This window comes from Micromonospora sp. WMMC241, from assembly GCF_027460165.1.
Lineage (GTDB): Bacteria > Actinomycetota > Actinomycetes > Mycobacteriales > Micromonosporaceae > Micromonospora > Micromonospora humi.
The window spans coordinates 5,979,628-5,996,560 of sequence record NZ_JAPZBF010000001.1; the positions used below are offsets into that span (position 1 = coordinate 5,979,628).

General features: G+C 74.4%; 14 protein-coding genes and 1 riboswitch. Of the genes, 6 read left to right on the forward strand and 8 right to left on the reverse strand.

The features are described 5' to 3' along the window. Positions 1-49 precede the first annotated feature (49 nt). From O7598_RS27065 to O7598_RS27075, 3 genes are read right to left on the reverse strand one after another with little or no spacing between them, the layout of a single operon-like run. Positions 50-2,305 (reverse strand): heavy metal translocating P-type ATPase, encoded by a 2,256-nt coding sequence (locus O7598_RS27065; RefSeq protein WP_269694053.1) that lies wholly within the window; start codon positions 2,303-2,305, stop codon positions 50-52. Next, entirely contained in the window at positions 2,302-3,231 is a 930-nt protein-coding gene (locus O7598_RS27070) for a hypothetical protein (protein WP_269694054.1), read from the reverse strand. The genes O7598_RS27065 and O7598_RS27070 overlap by 4 nt, the downstream gene beginning before the upstream one ends. Positions 3,232-3,265: 34 nt before the next feature. Further along, complete coding sequence (locus O7598_RS27075) at positions 3,266-3,472, reverse strand: heavy-metal-associated domain-containing protein (protein ID WP_269694055.1); 207 nt, start codon at positions 3,470-3,472, stop codon at positions 3,266-3,268. Between the two features lie 79 nt (positions 3,473-3,551). Here O7598_RS27075 and O7598_RS27080 point away from each other — a divergent pair, with 79 nt between their 5' ends. From O7598_RS27080 to O7598_RS27090, 3 genes are all read left to right on the forward strand, one after another. Then, positions 3,552-3,851: a metal-sensitive transcriptional regulator gene (locus tag O7598_RS27080; protein WP_269694056.1), complete on the forward strand. Its 300-nt coding sequence runs from the start codon at positions 3,552-3,554 to the stop codon at positions 3,849-3,851. A gap of 228 nt (positions 3,852-4,079) precedes the next feature. Next, on the forward strand, positions 4,080-5,369 hold the full coding sequence (locus tag O7598_RS27085; RefSeq protein WP_269694057.1) for a YibE/F family protein: 1,290 nt from the start codon (positions 4,080-4,082) through the stop codon (positions 5,367-5,369). A gap of 154 nt (positions 5,370-5,523) precedes the next feature. Beyond that, positions 5,524-5,654: riboswitch (cyclic di-AMP (ydaO/yuaA leader) on the forward strand. Positions 5,655-5,658: 4 nt separating this feature from the next. Next, complete coding sequence (locus O7598_RS27090) at positions 5,659-6,684, forward strand: coiled-coil domain-containing protein (RefSeq protein ID WP_091062546.1); 1,026 nt, start codon at positions 5,659-5,661, stop codon at positions 6,682-6,684. A gap of 66 nt (positions 6,685-6,750) precedes the next feature. On the opposite strand, the gene O7598_RS27095 is transcribed toward O7598_RS27090, so the two are convergent. After that, the gene (locus tag O7598_RS27095) at positions 6,751-7,407 is read right to left on the reverse strand and encodes a carbonic anhydrase (protein ID WP_269694058.1); all 657 of its coding nucleotides are present in this window, start codon (positions 7,405-7,407) and stop codon (positions 6,751-6,753) included. A gap of 171 nt (positions 7,408-7,578) precedes the next feature. On the opposite strand from O7598_RS27095, the gene O7598_RS27100 reads away from it, so the two are divergent. Together O7598_RS27100 and mycP are read left to right on the forward strand one after the other, a co-directional pair. Continuing rightward, on the forward strand, positions 7,579-7,920 hold the full coding sequence (locus O7598_RS27100) for a helix-turn-helix transcriptional regulator (RefSeq protein ID WP_269694059.1): 342 nt from the start codon (positions 7,579-7,581) through the stop codon (positions 7,918-7,920). Positions 7,921-7,979: 59 nt separating this feature from the next. Next, positions 7,980-9,218: a type VII secretion-associated serine protease mycosin gene (gene mycP / locus O7598_RS27105; protein WP_269694060.1), complete on the forward strand. Its 1,239-nt coding sequence runs from the start codon at positions 7,980-7,982 to the stop codon at positions 9,216-9,218. 106 nt (positions 9,219-9,324) lie between these two features. Here mycP and O7598_RS27110 read toward each other — a convergent pair whose 3' ends face one another. From O7598_RS27110 to eccCa, 3 genes are all read right to left on the reverse strand, one after another. Beyond that, positions 9,325-9,606, reverse strand: coding sequence for a WXG100 family type VII secretion target (locus O7598_RS27110; RefSeq protein WP_091062555.1), 282 nt, complete (start codon positions 9,604-9,606; stop codon positions 9,325-9,327). Positions 9,607-9,634: 28 nt separating this feature from the next. Further along, complete coding sequence (locus tag O7598_RS27115) at positions 9,635-9,943, reverse strand: WXG100 family type VII secretion target (protein ID WP_091062557.1); 309 nt, start codon at positions 9,941-9,943, stop codon at positions 9,635-9,637. 206 nt (positions 9,944-10,149) lie between these two features. Next, positions 10,150-14,115, reverse strand: coding sequence for a type VII secretion protein EccCa (gene eccCa / locus O7598_RS27120; RefSeq protein ID WP_269694061.1), 3,966 nt, complete (start codon positions 14,113-14,115; stop codon positions 10,150-10,152). A 156-nt stretch (positions 14,116-14,271) separates the two neighbouring features. Here eccCa and eccD point away from each other — a divergent pair, with 156 nt between their 5' ends. Next, complete coding sequence (gene eccD / locus O7598_RS27125) at positions 14,272-15,669, forward strand: type VII secretion integral membrane protein EccD (RefSeq protein ID WP_269694062.1); 1,398 nt, start codon at positions 14,272-14,274, stop codon at positions 15,667-15,669. On the opposite strand, the gene O7598_RS27130 is transcribed toward eccD, so the two are convergent. Further along, positions 15,653-16,828, reverse strand: a complete 1,176-nt coding sequence (locus O7598_RS27130; protein WP_269694063.1) for a type VII secretion protein EccE — start codon at positions 16,826-16,828, stop codon at positions 15,653-15,655. The genes eccD and O7598_RS27130 overlap by 17 nt on opposite strands. Positions 16,829-16,933 lie beyond the last annotated feature (105 nt).

The following is a 16,933-nucleotide window of genomic DNA, read 5'->3' on the forward strand; positions in this document are numbered from 1 at the left end:
TTGCGTGACGACAACTGGTTACCCCGACGGCCGCCGGCCCAATCCCACGTCACCCGATCGGGCGAAACCGCCGCAGCCGGAGGCTGTTCGCCACCACGAAGACCGACGAGAAGGCCATCGCCGCACCGGCGAGCATCGGGTTGAGCAGCCCGGCGGCGGCCAGCGGCAGCGCGGCCACGTTGTAGGCGAACGCCCAGAACAGGTTGCCCTTGATGATCGCCAGGGTGCGGCGGGAGAGCCGGATGGCGTCCGCCGCGGCCAGCAGGTCGCCCCGGACCAGGGTCAGGTCGGCGGCCTCTATCGCCACGTCGGTGCCGGTGCCCATGGCCAGCCCGAGGTCGGCCCGCGCCAGCGCGGCGGCGTCGTTGACCCCGTCACCGACCATGGCCACCACCCGGCCCGCGCGTTGGAGCCGCTCGACCACCTCGACCTTGTCCGCCGGCAGCACCTCCGCGATCACCTCGTCGATGCCCACCTCGGCGGCCACCGCGCCGGCCACGGTGGCGTTGTCGCCGGTGAGCAGCACCGGGGTGAGCCCCAGGCCGCGCAGCCGGTCGACCGCCGCCCGGCTGGTCGGCTTCACCGCGTCGGCCACCGCGAGCACCCCGCGGGCCCGCCCGTCCCAGCCGACCAGGACCGCCGTGCGGCCGTCCGCCGCCGCGCCGGTCGCGGCCCGCTCGACCTCGTCGGGTACGTCGAGACCGCGCTCCCTCAGCAGCCGGAGGCGCCCGACCACCACGCCCCGGCCGTCGACCGTGCCGGTCACGCCCAGGCCCTCCGCGTTGGCGAAGTCGACGACGGCGGGCGGCGTCCCGGCCCCGGCCGCCGCCTCGGCGACCGCCCGGGCGATCGGGTGCTCGGAGGCCGCCTCCAGCGCGCCGGCCAGCCGGAGCAACTCGCCGGCGTCCTCGCCGGTCGCCGGCAGCACCTCGGCGAGCGCCATCCGGCCGGTGGTGACGGTGCCGGTCTTGTCCAGCACCACGGTGTCGACCCGGCGGGTGGACTCCAGCACCTCCGGCCCCTTGATCAGCACGCCGAGTTGCGCGCCGCGCCCGGTGCCGACCAGCAGCGCGGTCGGCGTCGCCAGGCCCAGGGCGCACGGGCAGGCGATGATCAGCACCGCCACGGCGGCGGTGAACGCGGCGGTCGGCCCGGCGCCGGTGCCGAGCCACCAGCCCAGCGTGGCGGCGGCCAGGGCGATGACGATCGGCACGAAGACGCCGGAGATCCGGTCGGCGAGCCGCTGCACCGCCGCCTTGCCGGTCTGCGCCGCCTCGACCAGCCGTGCCATCTGGGCGAGCTGGGTGTCCCCGCCGATCCGGGTGGCCCGCACCACCAGCCGGCCGCCCGCGTTGACGGTCGCGCCCACCACGGCGTCGCCGGGCCCCACCTCGACCGGCACCGACTCGCCGGTGAGCATGCTGGCGTCGACCGCCGAGGTGCCCTCCTCGACCACGCCGTCGGTGGCGATCTTCTCGCCCGGCCGCGCCACGAACCGGTCACCGACCGCGAGCTGTTCGACCGGGATCCGCACCTCCTGCCCGCCGCGCCGCACCGCCACGTCCTTCGCGCCCAGTTCGAGCAGGGCGCGCAGCGCGGAGCCGGCGGTGTGCTTGGCGCGGGCTTCGAAGTATCGCCCGGCCAGGATGAAGACCGTGACGCCGGCGGCGGCCTCCAGGTAGATGTTGCCGGCGCCGTCGCTCCGGGTGATGTCGAACCGGAACGGGTGGGTCATCCCCGGCATCCCGGCGTCGCCGAGGAAGAGCGCCCAGAGCGACCAGCCGAACGCGGCGAGCGTGCCCAGCGAGACCAGGGTGTCCATGGTCGCCGCGCCGTGCCGCAGGTTGACCAGCGCGGCCCGGTGGAACGGCAGCCCGCCCCAGACCACCACCGGCGCGGCCAGGGTGAGCGAGGCCCACTGCCAGTAGTCGAACTGCCAGGCCGGCACCATGGCCAACACGATCACCGGCAGGGTCAGCACGGCGGAGACCCACAACCGGGTACGCGCGCCGCGCAGCTCGTCCACCGGCTCGGCGGCCGTGGTCGCCTCGGCCCGGGCGGGCGGGGGCGGCACCACGGCCGAGTAGCCGGTCTTCTCCACGGTGGCGATCAGGTCGTCCGGCGCGATCTCGTCGGCGTACCGGACGGTGGCCTTCTCGGTGGCGTAGTTCACCGTGGCCTCGACGCCGTCCATCCGGTTGAGCTTCTTCTCGATCCGGGCGGCGCAGGACGCGCAGGTCATGCCGCCGATCTTGAGTTCGATCAGGTTCGGCGCGGTCGGCAGCGCCTTTCCTGTGGTGGTCATCGCGGCACCTCCCCGCTCGGGTCGCCGGCCAGGACGGTGAACTCGGCGGTGTGCACCGTGTCGCCGTGCCGGAAGTCCAGGTAGAGACGGTACGCCCCGGCCGAGGGCACCTCGGCCGCGAACGTGACCGCCGGTCCGGCGGGCGTCCGCCCGTCGCCGGGCTCACCCTCCGGGTGCACGTGCAGGTAGGCCAGGTCGCCCTGGCGCAGCGCCACCAGGTGCCCGTACGCACCGAGGTAGGGCTGGAGGTCGGTGACCGGGCGGCCGTCCCGGCTGACCGAGAGCGTGAGCCGGCTGGTGCGGCCCGGCTCCGGCGTGCCGGTGAGCGTGACCGTGTAGCCGTCGACAGTGGTGCTGGTGGCCGGCGCCGGCAGCGGCCGGGCGGCCAGCGTGCCGGGGACGGTGACGTCGACACCGAGGGTCAGCGCCTCGCCGCCGGTGGGGGTGAAGTCGGCGAACGCGCGCCAGACGCCGGGCCCGGCGAGCGGCGAGGCGACCCGCCAGGTGCCGTCGTCGGCCAGCTCCGGGTGCACGTGCCGGAAGCCGGACAGGTCCCGGCGGGCGACGATCAGGTGCATGCGCTTGTCGTGGGCCACCTCGTAGCGGGTGACCGGCCTGCCGTCCGGGCCGGTGATCCGGAACGCGAACTGACCGGCGGGGGCGGCGATCGGCTGGAACGTGTAGCCGCGCTCGGAGACGAGCAGCCCGCCGGGCAGGTGCGCGGCGTCGGCCGATCCCTCGTCGCCGTGGCCGGTGGCGCCGGCCTCGTGGTCGGTGTCGGTGGTCCCGTGGTCGGTGTCGGTGGTGTCGTGGCTGGTCTCGGTGGCCGGAGCGGCGGGACCGGCCAGGTGGCCGATCCCGAACGCCCCGCCGAACACCGCCGCGAGGCCGAGGGCGAAGCCGCTCAGCTTCGTCGCCGTGTTCATGGTGCCTCCTCCGGTTGACGGATTGCCGGGCCCGTCACGCCTCGGCGAGGTCGTAACCGGCCTCGTCGACGGCGGCGCGGACGGCGTCCGCGTCCAGCGGGCTCTGGCTGGTGACGGTGACCCGGCCGGTGGCCAGGTCGACCTGGACGTCGGTGACGCCCGGCAGCGCGGTCAGCTCGGTGCTGACGGCGTTGACGCAGTGGCCGCAGGTCATGCCGTTCACCTGGTAGGTGGTGTCCATCTCGCCCTCCGATCCGATACCCCCTGGGGGTACAAGCCGAACGTTACCATACCCCCGAGGGGTACGCTATCCTCGACGCATGACCACGCCGTCCACCCCGATCCGGGGCTACACCGCCAGCAAGGACCAGCTCCTCGCCCGGCTCCGTCGCGTCGAGGGCCAGGTGCGTGGCATCGAGAAGATGGTCGAGGACGACCGGTACTGCATCGATGTGCTGACCCAGATCTCGGCCATCCAGGCGGCGCTGGACAAGGTCGCCCTGGGCCTGCTCGACGGTCACGCCCGGCACTGCATGCACGAGGGCGCCGCCGAGGGCCGCGCCGACGAGATGGCCACCGAGATGATGGCCGCCGTGGGCCGCCTCATGAAGCGCGGCTGACCCCCTCCCCCCTTTCGTCGATCTTGCAGTTTCGGCCCCCGCGATGCCCGGTTTGCCGGCATTGCCGGGGCGCCAACTGCAAGATCGCGGGGGCGGTGAGGCGAGGGGTGTCCGAATGGGGCTGGCTACCATGGCCCGGCGACGACCGGACGTGGTCAGCACGCGTCCGCGCCGGCCGGGGAGCGACCGGGCCGGTGACCGGGTCGCCGTCGACAGTTGGGAGACGCCGTGGGCGCCGACCACAGCCCCGCCGCCCCCGCGTCGCCACGGGTACGCCGGATCCTCGTCGCGACCGTGGTGCCGCTCTTCGTGCTCACCGTGATCGCGGCTCTGGTGCTCTGGCCCCGGCAGGGGCCGGAGCCGGCCGGCGGCGCGAACGTGCCGCGCCACCAGGGCACGGTGACCCGGGTGGTGACCGAGCCCTGCCCGCCGACCCCGGAGTCGCCGGCGGGTGACGACGGCCCGTGCGGCACCGTCACCGTCGCCGCCGAGCAGGGCCCGGACGCCGGCCGGCAGGTCGAGACGCCGATCCCGGCGGGGCCCGGAGCGCCCCGGGTGGAGGTCGGCGACGAGGTGATCCTGGTCGAGCTGACCGACCCGGCCGACCCCGCGGTCAAGGCCTACAACATCGCCGAGCACCAGCGCGGTACGCCGCTGATCTGGCTGGTGGCGCTCTTCGCCGCCGCAATCGTCGCGTTCGGCCGCTGGCGCGGGCTGGCCGCGCTCGGTGGGCTGGTGGCCAGCTTCGCCATCCTGCTCGGCTTCGTACTGCCGGGGATCGGCGCCGGTCGCTCCCCGCTGCCGGTGGCGATCGTCGGCGCCGCGCTGATCATGTTCGTGGTGCTCTACCTGACGCACGGGATCAGCGCGCAGACCTCGGTGGCGGTGCTCGGCACGCTCGGCAGCCTGGTGGTCACCGGCGTGCTCGGCACGCTGGCCACCGGCGCCACGCACCTGACCGGCTTCGGCAGCGAGGACGCCACCACACTGTCCATGTTCCAGGGTGACGTCGACCTGCACGGGCTGCTGCTGGCCGGCATCATCATCGGCTCGCTGGGCGTGCTGGACGACGTCACGGTCACCCAGGCGGCGACCGTCACCGAGCTGGCGCGCGCCAACCCGGGGCTGTCCCGGCGGCAGCTCTACCGCGCGGCCACCCGGGTCGGCCGGGCGCACATCGCGTCCACCGTCAACACCATCGTGCTGGCCTACGCGGGCGCCTCGCTGCCGCTGCTGCTCCTGCTGGTCGCCGACTCCCGCCCGGTGGGCGAGATCCTCACCAGCGAGTTCCTCGCCCAGGAGATCGTCCGCAGCGCGGTCGCCACGCTCGGCCTGATCGCCGCCGTACCGCTGACCACCGCGCTGGCCGCGGTCGTCACCACCGCCGGGCGGCGCGGACCGGACGCCGCCGCCCCGCCACCCGCGGCGGCCCCGCCGCCGCCGGGGCGGGACGAGGCGCTGGAGGCGCTCGGCGGGCGGCGGCCCGGCGAGCCGAGGAGTACGGAGGCCGCATGGTGACACTCCGCAGCGTGACGGCCGACGTCAAACGCGATGCTGCTCACGCTGGGCAATGTCGAATTCTCGCGATTGGTCGGCTTCCGGACGTAGATCCCCGGTCGGGATCTCGGGTAACCTCGCCCCCGGTCACCGCCGAAGGCGCGCACCGGCGCCTGCGGTGCCGCCGCCCAATCGCCTCCGGGCGAACCGGGGAACCAGGTACATGGGGTGAATCCGCGCGAGCGGTAGGGGCCACTTCCGTCCCGAACCCGTCAGCTAACCCGGTCGGCGGTCGACGGAAGGGAACACTGTGACGGCACCCCTGCGCCGCTGGTCGACACCCGTGGTGGCCGTGCTTGCCGCGTTCGCCGTGCTGGTCGGGCCGACCCCCGCGACGGCCGCCCCGCACGCCGCCGCCCCCAAGCCCTCGGGGCACGCGGAGGACGACGAACCGCCGCTCATCACCGAGGCGATCGACTCCGCCAACCGGTCCTACCTCCAGGCGAAGTCGAAGCTCACCAAGTCGCAGGAGCGCCAGAAGCGGCTGACCGCCGAGAAGGCGGCGGCGGAGGCCGACCTCGCGGCGCTCAGCCCGCAGGTCAACCAGATCGCCGCGCAGTCCTACCGGACCGGTCGGATGGGCGCGATGGCGATGCTGCTGGAGAGCCGGTCGCCCGACTCGTTCGTCGAACGCGCCAGCGCCCTGGACGAGCTGAACCTCTACAACGCGCAGCGGCTCGCCGCCATCAACGCGGCCAGGACCCGCGCCGAACAGGCCAAGATCGCCGCCGACGCCGAGGTGCGCGAGCAGGAGAAGCAGACCAACGCGATGGCCCGCGAGCGGACCGAGGCGCAGAAGGCGCTGAAGCTTGTCGGTGGGCTCGGTTTCACCGGCGGCCTGGTCTCGGCCACCTCGCCGGTCGCCAAGGTCGGCCCCGGCCGCACCGCCGACGGCGGGTGGAAGTCGGAGTCGTGCAGCGAGAACGACCCCACCACCTCGGGATGCGTCACGCCGCGCACGCTGCACGCGTACAAGGAGGTCAAGCGCGCCGGCTTCAACCGCTTCGTGGGTTGTTACCGTCCGGGCGGGCCGTGGGAGCACCCCAAGGGCAAGGCCTGCGACTGGTCGCTGCAGAACAGCGGCTTCTCGCCGTGGCACAACAACGACACCCGCCGGTACGGCAACGAGGTGGCCGCCTTCCTCATCCGCAACGCGGACCGGCTGGGCATCTACTACGTGATCTGGAACCGGCAGATCTGGTTCCCGGCAACCGGCTGGAGTTCCTACAGCGGACCCTCCAACCACACCGACCACGTGCACATGTCGCTGCTCTGACGCGACAGGCGCACGAGGAAGGGGCCGCCCTCGGGCGGCCCCTTCCTCGTGTGTCCAGGATGCGACTCAGCCGGCGGCGAGCGCCGGGTCCGCCGGTGCGGCCGGCGTGGGCAGCGTCGCCGGAGACTGCGCCACCGTCCGCGCCTCGCCGCCGCTGAGCCGGTACGACATGCCGACCACCGCGCACGCCCCGCCGGCCACCCGCTCGGCGAGCACCGTCGAGCGGGCCAGCAGGGTCTCCACGATCTGCGCGATGTGGACGTCGACGATGCCGTCGAGATCCTCGACGCCCTGCCGGGCGGCGCGGAGCAGGCTGGGCGACACGGCGTCCACCACCGCGCCCAGGTGCCCGGCCGGGGCGGAGCCGGTGCGGACCGCCTCGCGGGCCGCCTGGACCGCGCCGCACGAGTCGTGGCCGAGCACCACCACGAGCGGCGTGCCGAGCACGGTGACCGCGTACTCGACGCTGCCGAGCACCTCGGGGCCGGCGGTGTGCCCGGCGGTCCGCACCACGAAGAGGTCACCGAGGCCCCGGTCGAAGATGATCTCGGCGGCGAGCCGGGAGTCGGAGCAGCCGACGATCACCGCGAACGGGTGCTGGCCGTCGGCGACCGCCGCCCGCCGCCCGGCGTCCTGGTTCGGGTGCTGCGGCACGCCGGTGACGAACCGGTGGTTACCGGCCCGCAGTTCGGCGAGTGCCTCGTCAGGGGTGGTCGGGGTCATCGCTGCTCACCTCGTCCTCGGGCGGAACGACCAGGCCGGTCGACAGCCGTGTCGACCTCGCGACCCACGGTCACACGTGGCCGAAGGCACGTCAAGATTTCGTGATACGGATTTCATACGTCACGGTGCCTGCCCGCGCCGGGTCCGAGCGCGGACCCGGGAAGCCATACGATGACCACCATGGCGACGACACCAGGGGAGGACGGGAGCCGCCGCAACTGGACCTTCCTCACCAACCACGGGCATGTGCTGCTGGCCATCGCGCGCAACCCCACCGCGCGCCTGCGGGACGTGGCCGACGAGGTGGGCGTCACCGAGCGGGCGGCCCAGGCCATCGTCGCCGACCTGGAGACCGGCGGCTACCTGCGCCGCACCCGGGTGGGTCGTCGCAACGAATACACGATCAACCCCAGCGGCCGCTTCCGGCACCCGGCGGAGGCCGACCAGCAGGTGGGCGCGTTGCTCGGCCTCTTCGCCGTGGAGCCGGTCCCGGACGCCACCACCGAGCCGTGACCGCGGCCCGGCGCACGCCCGTGCCCGCGCGCCGGCGGCCGCGACGGTAATCTCACCGCGTGCGCGACAGCTTGCGGCCGAACGGGACGACGGGGCACGTCCCCACCGGGCACCGGATCAGGTCCGTCCTCTCCGGAACGGCGGTGACCGCGCTGCTCGGCGCGGCGCTGGCGGCACCCGCCCCAGCCGTGGCGGCGCCGGCCTGCGGGCCCACCGGCGGTCCCGCCCCCACCGAGGCGCCATGGGCGCTGAGCCGGCTCGACCCGGCCGCCGCCTGGCGGGTCGGCAAGGGAGCGGGCGTCACGGTCGCGGTCGTCGACTCCGGCGTGTCGCCGAGCCACCCGCTGCTGCGCGGCCGGGTGCTCCCCGGCGAGGACTTCAACCAGCTGGTGCACCTCAAGGGGCAGTGCGACCTGGTCGGGCACGGCACCATGGTGGCGGGCATCATCGCCGGCCGCGAGGGCAGCGGCTCGCCCTACACGGGCATCGCGCCGGAGGCCCGGATCCTGCCGCTGCGGGTGCTCGCCGAGAACAAGGAGAACTTCGACCCGGACGTGCCGCGCGAGATCGGCCGGGCGATCCGCTGGGCGGTCGACCACGACGCCGACGTGATCAACCTGTCCCTGGTCACCCTCGACGACCCGACGCTCAGGTCGGCGGTCGACTACGCGCTCGGCAAGGGCGTGGTGGTGGTGGCGTCCGCCGGCAACCGGCAGGAGAACCGCGAGGACCGGCCGGCCTACCCGGCGGCGTACCCGGGGGTCATCGCGGTCGCCGGCATCGACGAGCAGGGCGGGCACGTCGGCAGCTCGGTCAGCGCGGACTACGTGGACATCGCCGGCCCCGGCCTGAACATCGTCGGCCCGGCGCCGCAGGGGTCCGGCTACCGGGCCGAGCCGCAGGGCGGGACGAGCTTCGCCACCGCGTACGTCTCCGGCGCCGCCGCGCTGGTGCGGGCCGCGCACCCGGACATCAGCCCGGAAGAGGTGGCCTACCGGCTGACCCGCACCGCCGACAACCCGCCCGACGGCCACAACGCCCAGGTCGGGTACGGGATGGTCAACCCCTACCGGGCGGTGACCGGGCTGCTGGGCACGCGGAGCGACCCGCCGCAGGGCGCGATGCCGGCCCCCGCGCCGCACGCCGACCCGCTGGCCCGGCAGCGCACGGTCGCGATCTGGGTCGCCGTCGTCGGCGCGCTGCTGGCCGGCGTCCTGCTGACGCTGCGGCCGATCCTGGTGCGTGGGCGGCGGCGCGGCTGGCGCCCCGGCCGGCGCGACGTGCCCCGGGACGCCTGACCCGACGCTCCGCCCGCGCCCGGAAACGGGCGGGAGGCGACCCCGGAAAGCACCACGGCCCCGCCCGGCGCGAGCCGGAGCGGAGCCGTGGTGGACCGGTCGAGGGTCAGTTGCCCCAGACCTTGGAGTTGCTCATCTCCGTGGTCATGTAGTTCTCGCGGGCGATGCCCACCGCGCCGCCGATCTCGTTGAGGACCTTGTTGATGTCCCGCACGGCGGCGTCCCACTGGGCCTGGTGCTGCTGGTAGGCGACCCGGTCCTGGCCCTCCCACTCGAGCTTCGTCAGCATGGCCCGCAGCGTGTCCAGCTTCTCGTCGATGGTCCGCGAGATGGCCTGCATCTGCTGGTTGCTGCTCTCGAGGACAGCGTAGTCAACCTTGATGCTCATCGATTCCTCCTCTGCCTGTCTTCGCGGATCACGGGTTGAGCGCAGAGTGGAACTTGTCCAGCATCTGCTGCTGCTCTTCGTCGTTGACCTGGTGAGTCGTGCCGGACTTGTCAAGCAGGTCCGCGATGTTGTCCATCGCGGTCAGCAGCTTGGCGGTGTCCTCGGTCCAGCGATTCATCAGGCTCTGGAAGCCCGTGGAGGCCTGACCCTTCCAGGCCATGGCCAGGTCATCGACCACGTTCCACAGCTTCTTGAGCTCGCCGTCGACATCGCTGCGCGTGGACCGCACGTCACTCGCGGCGGTGTGCAGAGTCGCTGCACTGACCTCGAACGCCATGCTTCACACCCTTCCGTCATGTTGTGGCGGCGGATCCGCCGCGCCCCTCCCCCGCGGCAAGGCGAACACACCCCACCGACGGACACTTCATCCGAACCGTAGCGGACGACGTCCAGCCCGCGCAGCCCTGCCGTCCCATCGTCGAATTCCGACAGGCCAACGCGATCCGGCGCGGACCGTACGAGTTGGACGGTGTCCGGTCGCGATCAGGCCGGCTCGGTCCACGCCGTCTGGATCAGCTGCTGGCCGTCGCGCCGCCGGACCAGCGTGCCCCGGCCCGGCGGCTGCGGACTCGGCCGCAGGTTGCCGAAGACCGCGCCCTCCTCCCGGCTGCCGGACATCAGCAGGCCCGGCGAGTCCAGCTCGCGCAACCGCTGCAACACCGGCTCGTAGAGGGCCCGCGCCACGCCGCCCACCCGCCGCGTCACGATCAGGTGCAGGCCGATGTCGCGCGCCTGCGGCAGCAGCTCGTGCAGCGCGCTGAGCGGATTGCTGCCGCCGGAGGCGACCAGGTCGTAGTCGTCCACCAGGATGTAGAGCTCCGGCCCCTTCCACCAGCTGCGGTCACGCAGTTGCGCGGTGGTCACGTCCGGGCCGGGCAGCCGGTTCTGCAGGGCGCTGCGGATCGAGCCGAGACCCTGGCTGAACACCTGGTTGGACGGCGCGTAGTCGAGCAGGTGGTCGCCCTCGACCGCGCCCAGCAGCCCGCGCCGGTAGTCGGCGATGACCAGCCGCGCCTCGGCCGGCGTGTAGCGCTCGGCGATCCCCCGGGCGATCAGCCGCAGCAGGTTGGTCTTGCCGCACTCGGCGTCGCCGAAGACGGTCAGGTGCGGCTCGCTCGCCAGGTCCAGGTAGACCGGGGCGAGCGCCGACTCGTTCACCCCGACCGGGATGCCCGGGGCGGCCCGGTCGACCACCCGGGCCAGCTCGTCGACCGTGAGCTTGCGCGGCAGCAGCCGCACCTTCGGCGCCGGCCGGCCCGGCCAGTTCGTCGCCACGTGCCCGGCCAGTGCGATCGACGCCTCGGTCAGGTCCTCGATGTCGCGCTTGCCGTCGATCCGCGAGATCGCGGTCAGGAAGTGCAGCTTGTCGCGGGTCAGACCGCGTCCGGGCGCGCCGACCGGCACGTTCTGCGCGGCCCGCCGGTCGATCTCCGACTCGGACGCGTCGCCGAGCCGCAGCTCCAGCTTGGTGCCGAGCAGGTCCCGCATGTTGATCCGGATCTCCGCCCAGCGCACCGCCGTGATCACCACGTGCACGCCGAACCCCAGGCCCCGGTTGGCCAGGTTGGTGATGGTCTGCTCCAGCTCCTCGTACTCCTGGCGCAGCGTGTTCCAGCCGTCCACCACGAGGAAGACGTCGCCGAACGGGTCGTCGGCGAACTCACCGGCGGCCCGCCGCCGCCGATAGCTCGCCACCGAGTCGATCCCGTGCTGGGTGAACCGGGTCTCCCGCTCGTCGATCACGGCGACCACCTCGGCGACCGTGCGCCGGACCGCCTCGACGTCGCGTCGGCCGGCCACCCCTGAGGTGTGCGGCAACCCGTCCAGGCTGCGCAGCGCGCCACCGCCGAAGTCGAGGCAGAAGAACTGCACCTCGCGCGGCGTGTGGGTGAGCGCCAGGGAGGCCAGCATCGAACGCAGCATGGTGCTCTTGCCGCTCAGCGAGGCGCCCACGATCACCACGTTGCCGCCGGCGCCGGCCAGGTCCACCATCATCGGATCCCGGCGCTGCTCGTACGGCCGGTCCACGATGCCCACCGGCACGGCCAGCCGGCCGCGACCCGGCCAGTCGGCGGTGGTCAGGCCGAACGTCGGGTGCACGCTCAGCGGCGGCAGCAGCTCGGCCAGCCCGGACGGCTCGGCCAGCGGCGGCAGCCACACCTGGTGCGCGGGCCGGCCACGGCCCTTGAGCTGCGCGATCAGCACGTCCAGCATGGACGACGCCTTGCCGTCGCCGGCCTGGTCCGGCTCCGGCGTGGTCTCGGCCGGGGTGGGCAGCGCCGGCGCCGGCACGTAGTCGATGCCGTACGGCACGATCCGGCGCTGCACCTGCGCCCGGGTCGAGCGCTGCACCTGCCCCGGCGCCCGGTACGGGCCGGAGACGTAGGCGGCACGGAACCGCAGCATGGTGGCCGTGTCGGTCTTCAGGTAGCCGTGCCCCGGCGCGCTCGGCAGCTCGTACGCGTCCGGCACGCCGAGCACGATCCGGCTCTCCACCGCCGAGAAGGTACGCAGGCCGATCCGGTAGGACAGGTGGGTGTCCAGCCCACGCAGCTTGCCCTCCTCCAGCCGTTGGGAGGCGAGCAGCAGGTGCACGCCGAGCGAACGGCCGAGCCGGCCGATCATCACGAACAGGTCGATGAAGTCCGGCTTGGCGGCCAGCAGCTCGGAGAACTCGTCGCAGATGATGAGCAGGCTGGGCATCGGGTCCAGCGGCTCGCCGGCCGCCCGCGCCTTCTCGTAGTCGTAGCGGGAGACGTAGTTGCCGGCCGCCCGCAGCACCTCCTGCCGGCGGTTCATCTCGCCGGCCAGCGCGTCGCGCATCCGGTCGACCAGCGGCAGCTCGTCGGACAGGTTGGTGATCACCGCGCTGGTGTGCGGCAGCGCGTCCAGCGAGGCGAAGGTGGCGCCGCCCTTGAAGTCGACCAGGACGAAGTTGAGTTCCTCCGAGGAGTGCGTCACGGCCAGCGCGCCGACCACCGTCCGCAGCAGCTCGCTCTTGCCGGAACCGGTGGCGCCGATGACCAGGCCGTGCGGGCCCATGCCCTCGTGCGCGGACTCCTTGAAGTCCAGCTCGACCACGTTGCCGTCCGGCCCCAGGCCGAGCGGGATCCGCAGCCGGTCACGCTGGCTGCGCGGACGCCACGTCTGCCGGGTGTCCACGGTGGCCGCGTCGCCGACACCGAGCAGGTCGGGCAGTTCCATGCTGCGGGCCAGCGGCTCGTCGGTGCTGGCGCCCTGCTGCTGGGAGAGCCGGAACGGGGCGATCTGCCGGGCCAGCCCCTCGGCCGCCGTCAGGGTCAGCCGGTCCGGCCGGCCCAGCCGGGACGAGGTGGCGCCCCGCACCAGGTCGAGCCCGCTGCCGTCACCGGCGTCCAGGCAGAGCAGCCAGCGGCCGGCGTCGCGCGGCACCGCGCCGGACAGGTCCACCACGGTCGTGCCGAGCAGCCCCGGCCCGGTCAGCGCGCAGGTCGCCGAGACCTCGCCGCCGTCGAGCACCACCACCACGTGCGCCGCGGTGGTGAGCGGCTTCGCCTCGGGCGCGAACCGGGGCCGGCCGCCCAGCTCGTTGCCGAGCGCCGACTCCGCCTCGCTGAGGCCGGCGAAGACCATCCGGCGCGCGCCGGCCGCGTCCGTCCGCCCCGGGTGCTGGGCGTGCGGCAGCCACTTGACCCAGTCCCAGGCCGGCTGCCGGTCCGGCGCGGCCACCACGACCACCAGCAGGTCCTCCGGCGCGTGGAACGTGACCAGCTGGCCCACCGCGGCCCGGGCCAGGTCGAGCACCGCCTCCCGGTCACCGCGCAGCGCGATCCGGCTGAACGCGCGCAGCGACAGCGCGGTGGGCAGGTCCGGCACGCTGGAGTGGGCGCGGACGAACCGGCGCAGCGCGATCGCGCTCATCGGCTCCAGGTCCTCCACCGGCTTGGTCTCCGGCGGCACGATCTCCACCGCCAGCCGCTGCGGGCCGAGCGCGATCCGCACCTCGCCGAAGTCGTCCTCGGTGATCCGCCGCTCCCACAGCCGGCGCGAGGCGGCGATCGACCAGAGCGCGTCCGGCTCCGGGTGCCGCCAGGTCATCGCCGCGCGCTGCTGCTCGGCCGCCCGCCGGGTGCGCTTGCGCATCTGCGCCAGGTAGCGCATGTAGTCGCGGCGCTGGGCGTTCAACTCGGCCTTGTCGTTGCCGCCGTTGCCGAGCGTGCCGAGCGCCATGCCCAGCATCGACACGCCGAACAGGCCACCGGCCACATAGGTCATCATGCCGCCGCCACGACCGGCGTAGAGGAAGGCCATCGCGCCGACGCCGCAGAGCATCGGCAGGATCATCAACACCTGACCCATGCCCTTGGCCTGCGGCTCCGGCAGCTCGGGCGGGGACTCCAGCAGCACCTCGCCGCGTGGCAGCGCCGGCCCCGGTTGACGCGGAAGTCGGCGGAACACCACCGTACTCACGGCTCTCCCCTCCCCCAGAAGGGCTGCCACCGCCGGCGAGCGTCGGGTGGGCAACCTGTGCGACCGCCATCGTAGGTAATCTCCCGGAGGCGTCGTGGACCCGTGGGGGCGACGTCGACGGCCGGGTGGATCGTAGGCGAGCGCGAGGAGGCCACTGTGGCGACGAAGACGGCGACCGGCGGGCTGAGCCGGATCACCATCGTGGCGCCGCGCACCAGGATGGATCTGGCGTTGCCGTCCGACGTGCCGCTGGCCGACCTGCTGCCCACGCTGCTGCGCTACGCCGGCGAGGATCTCGCCGACGAGGGCGTGCGGCACGGCGGCTGGAGCCTGTCCCGGCTCGGCGGGCAGCCGCTCGACGGCGGGCGCACCGCCGCGCAGCTCGGCGTCCGCGACGGCGAGGTGCTCTACTTCAACCCCCGGGCCGCCACCGCACCCGAGATCGTCTTCGACGACGTGGTGGACGCCGTCGCCACCTCCACCACCCAGCGGCCCGGAGCCTGGCAGGTGGGCACCACCCGGGCGTACGCGGTGCTTCTCGCCGCGTCGGCGCTGGCCGCCGGCGCGGTCGCAGCGCTGTTCGCCGGGCCGCCGCACCTGCCCGGCGCGGTGGCCGCCCTGGTGGTCGCGATCGCCCTGCTGGTCGGCGCCGCGGTGCTGTCCCGGGCGGCCGGCGACAGCCGCACCGGCGCGGTGCTGGCCCTGGTCGGGGTGGGCTACGCGGCGGTCGGCGGCCTGCTGGTGCTCGCCGGGGACCGGCCGCTCGGCGAGCTGGCCAGCCCGCACGTGCTGCTCGCCGGCACCGCGGTGGTGCTCTTCGCCGCGATCGCCGCGCTCGCCGTCGGGGACCGGCTGCCGCTGTTCCTCGGCGCCGTCGGCGTGGGCGCGGCGGTCGGTCTCGGCGCGGTGCTCAGCCTGGCGTTCGGCATCGACGCGGCCGCGTCGGCGGCGGTGGTGTCCGCGGTGGCGTTCGGCGCGTTGCCGGCGCTGCCGATGCTCGCCTACCGGCTCGCCCGGCTGCCGGTACCGTCGATCCCGACCGGCCCGGAGGACCTGAAGACCGACACCGAGTCGGTGGACGGGCCGTCGGTGCTGCGCAACAGCGAGCGCGCCGACGCGTTCCTGACCGGTCTGCTGTGGACCGTCTCGCTGCTGGTGCTCGGCGGCGAGGTGGTGCTCGCCGCCGACGGCCGGCTGCCGGCGATCCTGCTCTGCCTGGTGCTGGCACTGCTGTCGCTGCTGCGGGCCCGCCCGTTCCTCGGCCGGGGCCAGCGTGTCCCGGTGCTGCTCGCCGGCAGCCTCGGCCTCGGGCTGGCCGCCGCGGCGGTCTTCGACGCCGGGTCGCTGGCGGTCCGGCTGGGGCTGATCCTCGGCGGCCTGGCCGTGCTGGCGGTGATCAGCCTGGTCTACGGGCTGACCGTGGCCGGCAAGCGGATCTCCCCGGTCTGGGGCCGCACCCTGGACATCGTCGAGATCCTGCTGATCATCGCGCTGGTGCCGCTCGCCGTCTGGGTCTGCGGCATGTACGGCTGGATCGTCAACCTTCGACCGTGACGGTGCCCATCGCGGTGCCGACCGGCGCGGTGGCGTAGACGCCGGGGCCGTGCTGGCCGTCCAGCGGGCGGGCCGGCACCCCGACCCGCCGGGCCATCTCGCGGACCACCTTCACCAGCGCCTCGGCGTGCCCGTCCATGGCCGCGACCCGCAGCAGCGGCGGGACCCGCCGGCCGCCGGGGAGCACCACGGCGGCGACCGTGTGCGAGGGCGCGGAGGTCGAGGTGACGGCGTCCACCAGCGCACCCAGCGAGCCGTTGGGACGGACCCGCAGCGCCAGGCACCGCTGGGTCCAGCCGCCCCCGCGCAGGCTGGTCCAGGACTCGACCGGGGACTCCGGGGCCAGGTCGAGCCCGGCGCCGGAGACCACCGCCGCGTGCAGCTCGTCGCGGCCGAGCACCCGGTGGCCGAGCCCGGCGGCGTTGAGCGCCTTGCCGAGCCGGCCCACCCCGGCCGCCACCGTCCGGTGCACGCCGTGCAGCCCGCCGCCGCGACTCACCGTCTCGGACCGGGCGTCGCTCACCGACAGGCGCAGCGCCACCCACACCGTCCGGTGCGCCGCGGGCGGTGCGCCCGGCGCGGGATACCAGACCAGGGTGTGCGAGACGACCTGGGTCTGGGTGACCGGGCCGGCGAAGTCGGCGAGCACCGCGAGGGCCCGGTCCACGGTCGCCGCCTCGATCGGCCCGGCGGGCGCGCCGGGCCGGCCGGTCAGCGCCACCGCGGCGAACCAGCCCCGGTCGTCCTGACCGATGCCGAGCCGGGTGCCGCGTTCGGTCAGCTCCACCACGGTCAGCTCGGGGGCGAGCGCGGCCAGCCGGGGGTCGCCGCCGGGCAGCGCGCCCCGGGCCCGCTCGCGGCGGCGGCGCAGCCGGCGGCGGAGCATCAGGTCCTCGTACCACCAGCGGCCGCCCCGCCGGGCGAACGCGGCCACCACGGCCAGCAGCGCCAGCCCCGCGACGGTGGCGAGCAGCCAGACCGGGCCGGCGGTGGCGAACCAGACGGCGAGCGCCGCGCACTCGACCACGACGAGCTGACCGACGACGACCGGGCCGAGCCGGCCCCGCCGCCGCTTGTCGGCCGGGGTGACCGGCCGGTCCGCCGGCGTCGCGGCGGGGGCGGTGGCCGTACGACCGGGTGGCGCCTGGAGCTGCGTCATCGGTGAGCGTCCCTTCTGGACATCCTGGGCATCCGCCGGCGGGGTACGTGGTCGGGTGGCGGACGGGGTCCGGCGCACCCCCGACGGCCCCTTATCGTAGGGAAG

Bases quoted from the DNA above. Each gene is read 5' to 3' on its own strand.
- O7598_RS27100 (WP_269694059.1), top strand. From the start codon at position 7,579: ATGACCACCATGGCGACGACACCAGGGGAGGACGGGAGCCGCCGCAAC.
- O7598_RS27110 (WP_091062555.1), bottom strand. From the start codon at position 9,606: ATGAGCATCAAGGTTGACTACGCTGTCCTCGAGAGCAGCAACCAGCAG.
- O7598_RS27095 (WP_269694058.1), bottom strand. From the start codon at position 7,407: ATGACCCCGACCACCCCTGACGAGGCACTCGCCGAACTGCGGGCCGGT.
- O7598_RS27115 (WP_091062557.1), bottom strand. From the start codon at position 9,943: ATGGCGTTCGAGGTCAGTGCAGCGACTCTGCACACCGCCGCGAGTGAC.
- O7598_RS27080 (WP_269694056.1), top strand. From the start codon at position 3,552: ATGACCACGCCGTCCACCCCGATCCGGGGCTACACCGCCAGCAAGGAC.
- O7598_RS27065 (WP_269694053.1), bottom strand. From the start codon at position 2,305: ATGACCACCACAGGAAAGGCGCTGCCGACCGCGCCGAACCTGATCGAA.
- O7598_RS27075 (WP_269694055.1), bottom strand. From the start codon at position 3,472: ATGGACACCACCTACCAGGTGAACGGCATGACCTGCGGCCACTGCGTC.
- O7598_RS27130 (WP_269694063.1), bottom strand. From the start codon at position 16,828: ATGACGCAGCTCCAGGCGCCACCCGGTCGTACGGCCACCGCCCCCGCC.
- O7598_RS27070 (WP_269694054.1), bottom strand. From the start codon at position 3,231: ATGAACACGGCGACGAAGCTGAGCGGCTTCGCCCTCGGCCTCGCGGCG.